This window comes from Bacillus sp. FSL K6-2971, assembly GCF_038006405.1.
In the GTDB taxonomy this organism is placed as follows: Bacteria; Bacillota; Bacilli; order Bacillales; family Bacillaceae; genus Bacillus; species Bacillus pumilus.
Map to the genome: position 1 here is coordinate 3,157,283 of NZ_JBBOVD010000001.1, position 13,045 is coordinate 3,170,327.

16 protein-coding genes are annotated in these 13,045 nt (G+C 41.7%); 1 reads left to right on the forward strand and 15 read right to left on the reverse strand.

The features are described from left to right. Positions 1-82: 82 nt before the first annotated feature. From MHI33_RS16955 to MHI33_RS17020, 14 genes are read right to left on the reverse strand one after another with little or no spacing between them, the layout of a single operon-like run. On the reverse strand, positions 83-1,213 hold the full coding sequence (locus tag MHI33_RS16955) for a pyocin knob domain-containing protein (protein WP_065099030.1): 1,131 nt from the start codon (positions 1,211-1,213) through the stop codon (positions 83-85). Positions 1,214-1,220: 7 nt separating this feature from the next. Further along, the gene (locus tag MHI33_RS16960) at positions 1,221-1,394 is read right to left on the reverse strand and encodes a hypothetical protein (protein WP_003212881.1); all 174 of its coding nucleotides are present in this window, start codon (positions 1,392-1,394) and stop codon (positions 1,221-1,223) included. Beyond that, on the reverse strand, positions 1,391-1,720 hold the full coding sequence (locus MHI33_RS16965) for an XkdW family protein (RefSeq protein ID WP_065099031.1): 330 nt from the start codon (positions 1,718-1,720) through the stop codon (positions 1,391-1,393). The genes MHI33_RS16960 and MHI33_RS16965 overlap by 4 nt, the downstream gene beginning before the upstream one ends. A gap of 10 nt (positions 1,721-1,730) precedes the next feature. Next, positions 1,731-2,609 (reverse strand): hypothetical protein, encoded by an 879-nt coding sequence (locus MHI33_RS16970; RefSeq protein ID WP_065099032.1) that lies wholly within the window; start codon positions 2,607-2,609, stop codon positions 1,731-1,733. A gap of 14 nt (positions 2,610-2,623) precedes the next feature. Beyond that, complete coding sequence (locus tag MHI33_RS16975) at positions 2,624-3,007, reverse strand: phage tail-collar fiber domain-containing protein (protein WP_065099033.1); 384 nt, start codon at positions 3,005-3,007, stop codon at positions 2,624-2,626. Between the two features lie 11 nt (positions 3,008-3,018). Beyond that, positions 3,019-3,942, reverse strand: a complete 924-nt coding sequence (locus tag MHI33_RS16980) for a YmfQ family protein (protein ID WP_065099034.1) — start codon at positions 3,940-3,942, stop codon at positions 3,019-3,021. Next, a complete protein-coding gene (locus MHI33_RS16985) occupies positions 3,926-4,975 on the reverse strand; it encodes a baseplate J/gp47 family protein (protein ID WP_065099035.1) in 1,050 nt (349 codons plus the stop codon). The genes MHI33_RS16980 and MHI33_RS16985 overlap by 17 nt, the downstream gene beginning before the upstream one ends. Then, positions 4,968-5,390: a DUF2634 domain-containing protein gene (locus MHI33_RS16990; protein WP_012011034.1), complete on the reverse strand. Its 423-nt coding sequence runs from the start codon at positions 5,388-5,390 to the stop codon at positions 4,968-4,970. The genes MHI33_RS16985 and MHI33_RS16990 overlap by 8 nt, the downstream gene beginning before the upstream one ends. 14 nt (positions 5,391-5,404) lie before the next feature. Beyond that, positions 5,405-5,671, reverse strand: coding sequence for a DUF2577 family protein (locus tag MHI33_RS16995; RefSeq protein ID WP_065099036.1), 267 nt, complete (start codon positions 5,669-5,671; stop codon positions 5,405-5,407). Continuing rightward, positions 5,668-6,678: an XkdQ/YqbQ family protein gene (locus tag MHI33_RS17000; RefSeq protein ID WP_065099037.1), complete on the reverse strand. Its 1,011-nt coding sequence runs from the start codon at positions 6,676-6,678 to the stop codon at positions 5,668-5,670. Before MHI33_RS17000 ends, MHI33_RS16995 begins: the two co-directional genes overlap by 4 nt. 11 nt (positions 6,679-6,689) lie before the next feature. Further along, complete coding sequence (locus MHI33_RS17005) at positions 6,690-7,358, reverse strand: LysM peptidoglycan-binding domain-containing protein (protein ID WP_065099038.1); 669 nt, start codon at positions 7,356-7,358, stop codon at positions 6,690-6,692. Then, positions 7,351-11,454, reverse strand: a complete 4,104-nt coding sequence (locus tag MHI33_RS17010; RefSeq protein WP_231129538.1) for a transglycosylase SLT domain-containing protein — start codon at positions 11,452-11,454, stop codon at positions 7,351-7,353. The genes MHI33_RS17005 and MHI33_RS17010 overlap by 8 nt, the downstream gene beginning before the upstream one ends. Then, positions 11,455-11,592 (reverse strand): hypothetical protein, encoded by a 138-nt coding sequence (locus tag MHI33_RS17015; RefSeq protein WP_088002055.1) that lies wholly within the window; start codon positions 11,590-11,592, stop codon positions 11,455-11,457. Positions 11,593-11,633: 41 nt separating this feature from the next. Continuing rightward, complete coding sequence (locus MHI33_RS17020; RefSeq protein WP_012011040.1) at positions 11,634-12,074, reverse strand: phage tail assembly chaperone; 441 nt, start codon at positions 12,072-12,074, stop codon at positions 11,634-11,636. A gap of 152 nt (positions 12,075-12,226) precedes the next feature. On the opposite strand from MHI33_RS17020, the gene MHI33_RS17025 reads away from it, so the two are divergent. Next, on the forward strand, positions 12,227-12,316 hold the full coding sequence (locus MHI33_RS17025) for a putative holin-like toxin (RefSeq protein WP_080772987.1): 90 nt from the start codon (positions 12,227-12,229) through the stop codon (positions 12,314-12,316). 285 nt (positions 12,317-12,601) lie between these two features. Here the strand turns inward: MHI33_RS17025 and MHI33_RS17030 are convergent, their stop codons facing one another. Continuing rightward, positions 12,602-13,045: a phage tail tube protein gene (locus MHI33_RS17030; protein ID WP_003213309.1), complete on the reverse strand. Its 444-nt coding sequence runs from the start codon at positions 13,043-13,045 to the stop codon at positions 12,602-12,604.

Sequence of the window (13,045 nt, forward strand, 5' to 3'; positions counted from 1 at the left end):
CTGCATGGGCTGTATCACTTGTTTTGAAAGTACGTGGTGTCTTTTATCTTCATGTGATTCTCCTTTCACATTGTTTATGGAATTATCTTGTACTGAACTTAAAACCAAATGTAATAAACTCAGTTGGATTAGCATTATTTGAAGATGATTGCACACATACATTTCCATTCTTATCTACTAAGGTTCGATGGAATTGAGGTACTCCAGGTGTCCCTATACTCGAAGCGATACCCACAAAATGGATTGCCTGCTGCGGCCGATATCCTTCAGGCAAAATAAACACTGGGTTATTTCCTAAAATCCCACCTTTTATAGCACCTACTATCTCAACTTCCCCCAAGAGATTCTTTCGATATTTCACTGGCAAATTAATAGGGTCATATTCCTTCCAATTGCCACTAATCTCTTTAGGTGTTTCCCATGAACCTTCTAATAGATCTGATAGCGTGATTTGCTTCTCCCATGGTGTCCATGATTGTGCTTTGTGTCTAAGAACTCTAAAGTATGTGTTCTTCCCATAAACAGATTCGTATGCTATTTGTACTAATGTACTGCCATAACTCATGACCAATAAAAACACTCGATTATGGGAAGGCGATGGACCGTTCACTCCAGTATTATATATAAGATACATCCCTGTCTCCATAAGGGTATTGTAGTCTGTTTCGCTAGCAAATCCATGATAAAAGGGCTTTCCATCATCTTGTGTGATTTTTACTAATTGACCGTTATCCCATCTTTTTCTATCGCTTTCTGTAGGCAGCTTTGTCCATTTAATCGACGTATGTCCGGCTTCGTAATAGAAAAAATAAGCATTACCTGAACTATCCATCGCAAAACCAGAGCCAATATTTTCTTGACCTACTGTCTGCAGCCCTCTGATTGAGACATTTGATGAAGCCGGAGAATCCTCCACACCAGCAGCTGCATAAAAAGTACATGTTCCTTTATCTTTTATCGCATCAAATATTCTGCCGTCAGCAGATACATTAATCAGCTGTCTTCCACTATCTGCTGTGATCTTATAGTTCTGTGAATTATTCCATTTCTTCTTTTCTGTTTCAGATGCGTGTACTCTCGAATCATTTGTATGTTTTAAGAACTGCTCTATTAATCCATGATCATTTTCAAGAAGTACTTTGACCATGTCATTAAACAAATCAGCATGTGCTTTATCATTTACTTCAAAAGGTTTTGGTTCTTTTATTTCCATTCAGTTTTCACTCCCTTGCTTTGATGCTTGGTTCCATTTCTTGTAGCTGCTCTAGAGTGAGCATCCTTTGTTCATATCCTGTTTTTAAATCTTCCATTGAACAATCGCCTAGTTCCACCGCTTGTTTGACCAATTCAGGGGTCACCCATTTAAAATACAACGCCATCACCCAATAATTCATGATTCACGCTCTCTTTTATATAAAAGGAGCTCATTTTTTAGCGCTTTTATTTCGTTTGTTAGATGATCACATTGATGTTCAAGCTGTTTTCTCATGAGCTTTTCTTTGGCTACTTCTTGTGCTAGATAATCTAGCGGAAGAGGCGGTTGATACCTTGGATTGATTTGAGATTCCTCCCACCATTCTTTCAATTCTTCTGCCGTTGGCTTTGGCACATCTAGATGCCACTCATCTATATACGAACCAGCACCGTCATTTCTTAATTCAAAATCCTTTTGCGGGTCCGCATCAGGGTATTTATATTTAATGGCTTCATATAAAATCATTAGAATCCTCCTACACTCTCGGGAAATTGCGGCCGCCTAATTCCGTAATATCGAAATAGTTGTACCAGCCTGAATTATCTGATACATAACGACTAACATCTCCGTCATATCCTGCATACATGTAAATTTCTATATAATCCCCTTTATTAGCCGGTACGTTCGCAGCACCATAAAGTCCCATACTAAAGCTCAACACATCAGATGGGCTTGTCGGACTCTGTCTTTGATGTGCAATATTTTTATACCTTCTACCATTTAAATAGATCGATAATTCAAAGTTTGCGTATCGTTGAAAGGTTTCAACATAAACACCTGCATTCACTGAATACATTCCGTTTTCAGGGCAGATGAAGCGATTATTTTTGATATCAAAATTGTTATGACTGTCTTTTATCTTTCGATTAAAAAGGACTTTTTGATACTCACCTTTGGTTAATAACTGTTTTCCAGTTGTACCTATATTGGCATGACAGAATCCAGAGAGCTTATGCCAGTCGGTCCAACCAGATCCAGTCCACCAATGACGGCACCATGTACCCGTGCTATCAAAATAACTGCCCGCTTCGTTTCCAGTCCCATAGTAATATTGAACAAATCGAAAGTTACTATATTTTTCATTTTTCACAAAGCCAAATCTCGTAGGATATCCGGTATCATTCGCTTGTCCAATATCCATGAACGTAATGCCATCTGGATATTCCTCACCGCTGACTGATGCATCTTGAATGGCTTGATCGCCTGTAAGTTTAAATAAGCTTTCATTTGTGATTCCTTCTATTTGTAGCCTGAGCGCATTGTCATTCTCAACTAGAGTGTCGACCATCCGGTTAAATAAGTTGGCATGTGCTTTGTCAGAGGTTTCAAACGGTAAAGGTGATTTGATGTCCATTTCATTCCCCTCCATTAATAAATATCATCAATCTCAAAAACAAATTCGATGTCGCCGTCTTTTTGTTTGTCTGTCATGGTGCGGATGGCGGTGAATTTGCCGCTTTCGTCGACAAGTGCTAGTTCGTTGATGACTTCTCCTGCAAGTTCTCCTTCGGCGATCGTGCAGGTGTAGCGGATTTTTGCTGGTTCCATGAATGTAAACGAATCAATCTCTTTTTGGACGAGTTCTTTTTTGAGTTTTTGTTCAGTGCCGTCTAGTGAGATCGGTTTCCCATCCTTCGTCCCGCCATTTCCAAATGCCATTTTGACGACTTTTGTGAGTTTTGTTCCTTCTGCTCTTGCCTTTGCCATTTGTTGACGTGCATATAGTGTTGTTACGGTTAATTGATCAGCCATTGTGATCCTCCTTATAGCTCTATTTTTTGAGAAGTAGCTGCTAGCATTTTTGATCCGTCGAGCGGAACAGATCCGTCGAGAATCCAGTAATGATCCTTAATTAGTAAGCTGCCGCCCTGTTCAGTTTGGACTTGTACTGGCAATCGGAACGTCATTTTCTTTTTGGTTTGATTTGACAGCTGGTTTTTTGTGCGTAATGTCAGTGCCGCTTTTTGCCTTGTTTCATGTACCGATCCAGTCATGACATAATTCATGCGATATGTGGTTTCTGACTTGTGCTGAAGCGGCATTCTCATCTTCAACGAATGCCGAAAACGAGCAGGTACATCGGTTGTCCCTCGAGTTCCGCTCAGATAAAACGTACCATTTAATACAAATTCACCATTGAGTAAAATTGGGATATGATCGAAAAAACCCACTCTGCTTCGCAGTGTGAGCCTCCCGTGATGATCATTTTTTTCATGTACATCGGTATGATGAAATGCAGTGAACGTATAAGCCAAATGAGCCGGCTTTAACGTTTCAAGTATTTCTACAATATATCTAGTGTTTTGCAGATCATCTAGGTTCACACGTAAGGCGAAATGATAGCGATTGGTGGTCAGACGGATGCTGGCACTTGGATTTTTGAGAAAGCGATTCACCGATTTCTCTAATGAAAGATACGTGATCGGTGGAATGTTTGACATCATATTGAGTAAGCGTGCTCTGCGAAGTTCAATGGAATCATCTGATTCTCGCTGCACCTTCAGCATTCTTTCCCATCTATTCAATCCCCATGTCGCTGTCAAAGGGAAGAACTGATCCGTTAAATCGAAAATGGATTCATCCAATTGCTCAAACTCTGGCGCTTCTGTTTTGAGCAGGTGATCGACTTCATAAATCTCTGTAAAATATGGCGGCAAGTAGTTTTTCATTTCATCCTGTTTGCTCAATAACCTTCACCTGCCTCAGACGCGGTATCTCAATGTCCTGTAACACTAAGTTTTTTGACTCCCCATTCAATAACACGTTTGCATAATCTGATACACTTTCTGAATGGTACAGAATGTCATTTAATGCGGACATTCGAATGGTACTCTTTTCAAATGCGATTGATTTCAACAGCGCTTTGACCTTTTCTTCTATTTCTTTCTGCGCTCCTTCAAGGGTCCAGTCCATTTGAAGTTCGACGGCTACTTCTATGTCAATATTCAGCCATTTGGCGCTTTCGACGGTCGCTTTTGAACCGATAGGCGCTTGTCCTTCTCCTTCGCCTGGTACTGGGTCAATATATTCCTGTGCTCTTTTAACAAGCAGATCTGATGCAACATCTAGATTGCCGTCTGTAATGACAATTTTGACCGTCCCTTCTCCGTTCCAAAGCGGGAATACCTTCGCTCTGCCAACCCCTGTCACTTCCTCAGCCCATTTTTTATAATGTGCCTTGTTGGCACTGACAGCCTCCCGCCTAGCACGTATTAAGTAGCGATCATATAACGTAGCGTCATCTTCTTCCTCTTGTCCGGGTATCACCAAATCTTTCATGATAATCGATTCAAGCCCTGGGATTGTATCAAGTGAAAGTAGCGGCTGATCTGTTAATTGACCATTGCCGACCCTGCCAGGTGTCTCGCATTCTAGCGTGCCATCAATCGAATATTGGAAATAGACGTCTTCAATAAAAAACCGTGAGCCAGCTGGGATATTGATATCCTCCGGCTGAATAGCTGCGGACCAAACCGCTTTAGTCGCTGGTTTTCTTTCAATTCCTACTTCAGCAGCCCGCCGATCTAGAAACTCTCCTTGTGCTGTATCTGCAAAGACCAGCTCGAATACTTGATCAAGCCAAATATAGGACTGGGCCAGTTCAGCGGCAGCAGGTGCCAAGGCATTCCAAATGACGCTGTTTTCTCTTTTATCTATGTCATCTGGCAGTCTGTCTAGCATTCTTTCCATTAATGCTTCGTACGTTTGTTCCTCAAACATCGCTCTCCATCACCTCCTCTATTTCTAATGTGCCTTCATCTGTGACAATAGCTAGCTTGACATGAAACGAGTCATTTTCCTTAGTGACCTCTATCTCTTCAATATGATCAATCCGTTCGTCCACAATCAATGCTTCCTCTAGTAGCCTCGGAATCTCCATTTCTTTGTATTCATCCGTGGCTTCTGTATCCGTCAAGAGCTCCTGAATTTCAGTGCCAATGTCGTGACTGTAAATAGGATGTGCATACCGCTCTGTCCTAAGTGTCATATAAACGAATTGACGAATTGCTTCAATACCTGAAATGGTTTCACCTGTCAGTCTGCCAGTTTCAACATCTATTCGATACGTCGTTGAGGTTTCCACCTCTTCGTCTTCTTCTGTTTCCTCAATTTCTTCCTCTGGTGAAAGTGCCACGTTCATCACCTCCCTTACAATTTGTCGATGATGTAGAAGGATTGCCCTCCTGCCATTGCCAGCACCATAATGCTGTCTCCCCTTTTCAGTTCATCATCCTCACCCTTGTTTAGACGCTTTGGCCAAATCAGTAATTCTTCCGGGATGATCAGTTTATGGTTTTCATTTAACCGGATGCTTACAGGAGAAACTGCCGTGACTTCTCCAACCACCAGATCAATTGGAGAGGCGGCGTCTACAGCATTCACTGCTAATCGTTTAATCGCTTCACTTAACCTCACGCTTGATCACCCTTTGGAATGGAATTTTTCTCAACGACATCAATTGTCATGGTGTGTTTCACCCCACTGAATTCATGTTTGTCCTGATCGATCCAGTACGTTTTTTTTACGTTGATTTCAGGGATTTTCAAATAGATTGGAAGACCGCTTTGCAGTTCAGGAATGCCTAGCGCTTGGATGCTTTTGACTTCTTGTTTCACGCCTTTTTTCTCTGCCAGCCGTACTTTGGCTCTTTTTTGCAGCTGCGGCTGGTTGATTTGTCCTGTAACCGTCTCAACATGTTGTAAAATACCGTATTTACTCTGACCTGCTTTATCCTGTTCGACCACTACAATCTCTGATTTGCTGCCTTTTTTCTTATTTTTCCCTTGTTCATCTGCAGACGTGCGCAGCTTGACACGAGTGGCTGTCTCTTCAATCGAGGTGCTGTACTGATAGCCAATGAGATTGACACCTGATTCAATGACCCATACGTCCTCTGGATCTGGCCAAGCTCTCAGCCCCATCTTTCCTTTAGCAGAATAGATTTGATAGTTTCTGCCGGTTTGCCGCTTTGTCTCTTTTAATGCTTTCAGAATCATGTCATATAGGCTCGTATCGTTTTTAAACACTAGTGATTTTATGACATGACCTGTATTGGCGATGGAGGTCATTGGAATTTGAAAGTCAGCCCCAATCCGTCTCAAGATTTGATCTGCTCTTTGTTTTGAAAAAACATAAACATCTTGGTTTTTCACCAAATATTGAAGCATGTCGTATGCGGTAAAGGTCAGTTTCCCTTCAACAGGCGTCCGAGAAAACACAATGCCTCTGAACAGCTCTTTTCCTTTCCATTTAAAAAGAACCGTGTCCCCTTCTGAGATACGGTAATATGTTTGACTCCCTTGCTTTGTGATAATATTTGCTTGAATAGAGCGAGGGGCTTGATACCTTTGCCCCTGAAGTGTCACACTCTCTGTGACAAGCTCATACATGGTGCCGCTTCTGATGGCAAAAAGCTCGATCAATGCCAGCCCCCCTATTGTGGTATTTTTAACCTTTGTCCAGGGAAAATCCAATGCCCCGGCTGCTTAATATTGCGTTTGCTCCGTTTAATCATCGCTAATTTATTGGCATTCCAAATACGCCGCCATTTTGTACTGTCGCCATAAAACCTGCCTGAAATGGTCCATAGCGTATCCCCTTTTTTGACGGTGTACATTTTTGGCGGTGTTTTTGAAGGCCTTTTCTTTTTCGTTTGTTTTGCTTTTTTCTTTCGTTTAATTTTCCTAGGCGATGCGGTTTTGTATTCCTTTAACTCGATCGTAAATTCACGATCGCCAATATCGTAGGATCCTTCTTTATGGGTGAAGCTTTCAATGCTGCACGTCATATTGATTTTTGTCCCCGTTACAATCAACCGCACAGACTTCTTCGAACGCATCATTCGTTCTATTTTCGCTATCGCATTCTCCGGTGATGGAATGCTTTTATATTCAGCAATTGGCGAATATTTCTTAGGAAATAATGAAGTGAATGATACTTGTTTAGCCGATGGGACATCAATAAAGGTCAGTTCTCCAAAAGAGGCAACCTTTACCGTTTCATTTTGTACGTTATTTGTGATTTCAAGTTCAGATGGAAGGACAGGGAATCGCAACTTGTCCTTTCCTTGGGAAATCCACAATTGATACACTGATTTACCCATCGATCACGACCCCCTTCGTTCCTGTATGAAGCTCTACTTCCAGTTCATCTACGAGCATTTGTCTAATTTTTTCGACAAGCGATTGCTGATCTTGTCCATTATGAAAATGCTGATCCCCATTCAATTGAATGGTGATTTGCTTATTACTTGACGATGCCGTACGACTAGAAGACTGAGCTGAGGTGACTTGCTGCATCTGTGATTCTGGTAAAGGAGCAGACGCATTTGCTGGATCATATACTTGCATCCCAAGTGCCTTGGCTGCCTGCGTTAATAAATACCTTCCGCGAATGCCTCTTTCTTCAGGAATGATCCATTCGCGTTTGTTTCCTTCACCGACTCTAGCAACCTGCTCCTGAGTAATCAGTCCACCATTTGCGTAGCCTTTATAAGGTCCGCCTCTTCTCATACTTCGTAATCCCGGTGTATTGAAGACTGTTCCATATCTGCCCTTAATGTAGTTAATGGCTGCTACGGCATTATGAATTGGGTTCCAAATGTTATTCATGCCCTTGCCTTTATTGGAGTTAAACGTCGGTCCAATGGTTTGCATTAAGCCTTTAGAAGGTGTTCCCTTCTTGGCGTTAGAATCCCATAAGTTGATTGCTCTCGGATTTCCATTCGATTCATGCTGCGCAATGGTCATCAGACCTGGAAGCCAGTTCATCGATGTGCCAGTTGCCATGAGAGCTGCCATGAGCCATTGCTGAACACTAAGACCCGAAGCCCCCATACCGCTGAAAGCTCCAATTAATGAACCAGCCTGATTTTCAGCAAACTTTTTCACATCCACTGAGTCGAGCCCTTTGACGACACCGATCGATGCAAATTTCCCAAGACTCATCATGACGCGTGAAGGGGAATGAATGTCTAATTCCTCTCTAAACGCCTGCTCTACTTTCTTCGCCATTTCTTTGGCGGCTTGTGTGACTTCACTTGCTTTTGAACGCATGCCACTGTTAAAGGCATCCATCATTCCTGAGCCCCAGCCTGGTGATTCTTGTTTTGCTTGTAGAAATGGTTGTTTGATGTGCTGATCTACGTATTGGCTAGTACCAACTGATGTGGCATTTTGACCTGTGGCAAAACCACTAACCGTTCCAGAACCCCAAGTTGGCGATGCTGTCATCATTTGTTGGTATGGTGCTTTTACACGACTTTGCAAAAAGCTGTCTGTTCCTGTTGGTGTCACCTGCTGACCATTCGCAAAAGCAGCAACTGTTTGCTGACCATACTTATTTGAGTCTGAGGTCAATTGACCAAAAGGCTGCTGAATATTCTTTTGTTTCCATTGATCAAGTGTAATCATTTTTTGATTTAATCCTTGTTCAAAATCCTTATTAAATTGCTCGCCTATGCTGGAGGCTTGAATGTTCCCAGTCATCGCGACCGATCCGTCTATTGAACCGACAGAAGATGATGAAGCTACTGCTGTAGGAGCTGGAGAGCTTGATACTTGATTTCCAGCTGCTCCGCTTGGCATAACAGACATTCCAAGTTGAGAAGCAGCCTGAGCAAGCAGCATCTTCCCGCGCCCTCGGTTATTTTGAGTTGGAATGACAAATTCGTTACCAGCTTCACCGACCCATGATAAGGTTGGCTGGGTGATATAGCCGCCTGTGGCATTGTTATCAGCACCTCCAAAGACATGTTTCAATACAAAATCAACCCCACCGCCAGCCTTATTAAACAAATCTTTAACCCAGCCAAACGCTTTAGAAAACCCATCACCAATAGCTTCTGCTACTTTTACAATCGGCTTTTGAATGTTGTCCTCAAACCATTTGGATAATCCATCCCATATATCTGTCACCACTTTATATGCTTCTTCAAACTTTTTACCGAAACTGTCTTTAATGGTTCCTACCGTATCTACAAGTGGATTCCACACATTTTCCATAAACCATGTCGATACAGCTCCAAAGATTGATTGTATCTTTTTCCATGCATTTGATAATGCTGTCCAAATCCCTGTAGCGACTGTAACAACTGTACTGCTCAGTGGTGTCCAAACGTTTTCAATAAACCAACCCGCTACCGCACTGAACGTTTCTTGTATCCATGTCCAGGCATTGACTAAACTTGACCAGATAGTCGTTGCTACCGTAACGACTGTGTCGCTGAGCGGTGTCCAAACGTTTTCGATAAACCAACCTGCTACTGCACTAAACGTTTCTTGTATCCATGTCCAAGCATTGACTAGATTTGTCCAAATGGTCGTTGCTACTGTAACGACTGTGTCGCTGAGCGGTGTCCAGACATTTTCAATAAACCAGCCTGCTACTGCACTGAACGTTTCTTGTATCCATGTCCAGGCATTGACTAAACTTGACCAAATGGCTGACGCTACTGTGACAACCGTACTGCTTAATGGTGTCCAGACATTTTCTGTGAACCAAGCCGCGACTGTTGACCAAACTTCGACAATTTGATTTTTGATTTCAATGGCTTTTTGGCCAATCTTTTCAAATCCGCCGCCATCAAACCATTTCCCAATTGTTTCACCGATAGATTCTCCGCCCATACTTCCAGCGATGCCACCTACTAGACCGCCGATGGCTGTACCTATCCCCGGGACTACGCTTCCAATAGCTGCACCTGCTGCAGCACCTGCCATTCCGCCGGCGATGCCGCCTCCAGTCGTACCAATCTTTTCACCAGCATTCTCTTTGTTCATACCGATTAGATTTGTTGCACTAAGTACACTTCCTAGAATAGGTACTTTCTTTAATAACTTGCCGCTCCCTTTACCTATACTTTTCATCGCTTTCCCTAATCCACTTAACCCCTTGCTACCTTTCACTAAACCCGTAAGTCCACCAGCTGAAGCTGCGATACCCGCACCTTTCTTTAGTCCATTAGGGATTTTTCCAAATAATTTACCTGCATTTGTTTTCAGCTTCCCTAATCTACTTGGGGGTCTTCTATTCATTTCGGCCCTTGATGTAGCATTTGGATTTCTTGTCTGTCTTGGTGAGCGACCATTTCGATTTTTAGTTTTAGTAGATCCTCCCCTGCTTAAACCTCTTGCACAACAGGGGCAACAACTATTGCGAAACAAGCCTTTTCCACCTCGTGACTGTGGTTTCGTTTTGGGAGCTGGATTTGATGGTGTAGATGTTGGTGCTGTTGTTGGCGCTGTTGTTGGTGTCTGAGTGGTACTTTCACTTGATTGATCACTTGCACCTAAGAGTCGATCTAATCCAGCCTTCACTAATTGATCTAGTTTTTTTTCAGGATTAAATTTAATCTTCTCTTTAATTCTTCCGATCACGTCTTGCTTGTACTCTTCTATTTTATTTTCAACCCAAGGAAGTGCCTTTTCATCCCAAAATTTTCTAGGACTCAATTTTTCCTTCACTTTATCTGCAACGTCACCTGCATATTTTTGAATTTCACTTAATCCCTTATTGGCAAGGCTCTGGAGCCAGCTCTGTTTAGGATCTTCCGCTTTCACTGACGGACTAACAGCCTCAGGTTCTTTTTTTATGTTTTGTTCTTTCACAACCGACTCTGCTTGATCTCGTTTTTTCAACTTACTCTTTGCATTGTCTTGAACAGACACTCTGATTTCGTGTTTAGACATCGTCAAGCTTTTGAGTGTCTTTTTGATTCGTTGAATTGCAGCGGTGGCTTGGTCAACCATGTTTAATCTCATATAGTACGTTCTGTTCATGAGCTGAAAGATAGATTTTTTGATTGATGACATTTTATCTGACAATTGATCGTTTAGTTTAAACGTCAGCATAATGGGGCTTGTTCCCGCTTGCTTTAAACGATTTATGCTGGATTTAATGACATTTAGCCCCTTCGCTTGAATGGATAAGACCAAGTGATTCGGGAGCATATTTAACTGATTGTTTAATGCTTTAAGATCACGAAAGATTCCTTGATCCAGTCTCATGGAAATCACTGAAATTTTTCGAAGCGATAAACTGAAGTTTTTTAATTTCTTGTCATCTATATCCAGGTTTATTTTCACCGGTTTTCTAAATGGTTTGAGCTGCTTCTCAAATGTTTGAAATCGCTTTTGTATTCGCAGCAGCTTCTTCGATACTTTGTCTTCTAATTCAAATCGTGCAGTGAGTTTCGCCAATTATTTCCCTCCTTTCTTTGCTTCTTTTTCTAGCATGTCGAGCTTGTAGCTGATGAGTCCGAATAGGAGTGCTTTGAACGGTCTTGGTGATTCGTATAAATCTAGGAGTTCAGATGGGGAGTAGTGAAGCTCATGCATGGCGTAATATAAAAACACGGCTTCTTTATCCCCATCTTTTATTAGTTTTTTGCTGCTTCTTCTAAATCTTCAATTTCGTCTTCGAATCCGTTGATTTCAATGGCCTTGTTTAACCAGTTTGCGTATTCACCGCCGACAGATAATACACGTTTTGCGACTTCAACTGGATCTTGTGTGCTGTAGGCTTCTCTTAATTCCTTTGAGCGGAAATCTGGGTAAATCGTTGATTCAATGGCAATACGTGCGTAGAAGCGTTGGCTGTCTAAGTCTTTCACACGGCCTCTTCCTTTGACATTTTTGAACGTGGTGTTTTCTTTTTCCAGTTCATCAATGCGTTCAGTTGTAATGGCTTTAAAGACAAAAGGAATGACATTCCCTTTTTTATCAACAAAACGCTTAGAAATTGGCACTTTGACCTCTTCTGCTTCTACTGTTTGTCCTGGCATAAAAAATGAAAGATCAAATGTTTGTTTTTCGCTCATGTTTAAAAACTCCCTTTGTTATGTTTTTTTGAATGCAAAAAAGCACATCCATTTTTGAATGTGCTTTCCAATCTTTTCATGTATAATTTAAATTGTACAATTGAACGGCTAGCTCAAGGGTGTCTGGCTCATCCCCCGATAGGAAGGGGGTGATGCTCATGTCAACATTTCAAGCACTAATGTTAATGCTTGCTTTCGGGTCATTTATTATAACCCTGTTGACGTATATAGACAAAAAATAGACTCCCCCTTGAGCTTTGGTAGGTAAAAGGGAAGTCTATCCTAAAGTATCCTATTCGATTAGCCAGCCCCTTGAGGGCCGAATTGTACATTGCCGGGATGTTGACGCATCCTGGCTTCTTTTTATTTTATGCAAAGTACTTTGCATGTAAACATATTTCTAAGAAAATCTTTGGGGTTACACAGTCACTCTTTTGTAGCTACTCTGTAACTATGAAAAATTATACCATATTGCTGAATAAAATAAAAACAACATATATTTTCGTCATTTGTATGCCTTTTGTTCATTAAAAGGAATTCTTCAGCTTTTCAGGAAGATCAAAGTCCTCGAACGTAAACGGTACTTCTTCTTCTAGTGCTTCTGAATCGACATCAAGTCCAGCAATTTTAGCTGAATCGAAGTTGACATCAAATAATGTTACACGCTCAGTACCTCGGCCTGATGATTTATCGTCAATCACCGCTTGAAGAGTGAAATAAGGATCTTCCCCTTTTTTCACATAGTTGAGCATTAATTGAACGAAACGAGACGTAACTTTATAGAATGTTGCCGTTCCTGTTCCGTTTGCCCCAGTTGTTTTATGACCAGTCATTCGGCGGCCCATCACGTTGACTTCTGATTTGTTTTTTTCCACGTTTGCTTCAAACGTTTTGATAAAGGCAAGTTCCTCACCTTCTAAGAAAAGACGACCCTCTTTACCTGAAATTGTATTTTGCGCTTTAAAAGCCAT

Coding starts and splice junctions, on each gene's coding strand:
- MHI33_RS17030 (WP_003213309.1), bottom strand. CDS start 13,045: ATGGCTTTTAAAGCGCAAAATACAATTTCAGGTAAAGAGGGTCGTCTT.
- MHI33_RS16970 (WP_065099032.1), bottom strand. CDS start 2,609: ATGGACATCAAATCACCTTTACCGTTTGAAACCTCTGACAAAGCACAT.
- MHI33_RS17020 (WP_012011040.1), bottom strand. CDS start 12,074: ATGAGCGAAAAACAAACATTTGATCTTTCATTTTTTATGCCAGGACAA.
- MHI33_RS16965 (WP_065099031.1), bottom strand. CDS start 1,720: ATGATTTTATATGAAGCCATTAAATATAAATACCCTGATGCGGACCCG.
- MHI33_RS17015 (WP_088002055.1), bottom strand. CDS start 11,592: ATGCATGAGCTTCACTACTCCCCATCTGAACTCCTAGATTTATACGAA.
- MHI33_RS16975 (WP_065099033.1), bottom strand. CDS start 3,007: ATGGCTGATCAATTAACCGTAACAACACTATATGCACGTCAACAAATG.
- MHI33_RS17005 (WP_065099038.1), bottom strand. CDS start 7,358: ATGGGTAAATCAGTGTATCAATTGTGGATTTCCCAAGGAAAGGACAAG.
- MHI33_RS16955 (WP_065099030.1), bottom strand. CDS start 1,213: ATGGAAATAAAAGAACCAAAACCTTTTGAAGTAAATGATAAAGCACAT.
- MHI33_RS16985 (WP_065099035.1), bottom strand. CDS start 4,975: ATGTTTGAGGAACAAACGTACGAAGCATTAATGGAAAGAATGCTAGAC.
- MHI33_RS17025 (WP_080772987.1), top strand. CDS start 12,227: ATGCTCATGTCAACATTTCAAGCACTAATGTTAATGCTTGCTTTCGGG.
- MHI33_RS16960 (WP_003212881.1), bottom strand. CDS start 1,394: ATGAATTATTGGGTGATGGCGTTGTATTTTAAATGGGTGACCCCTGAA.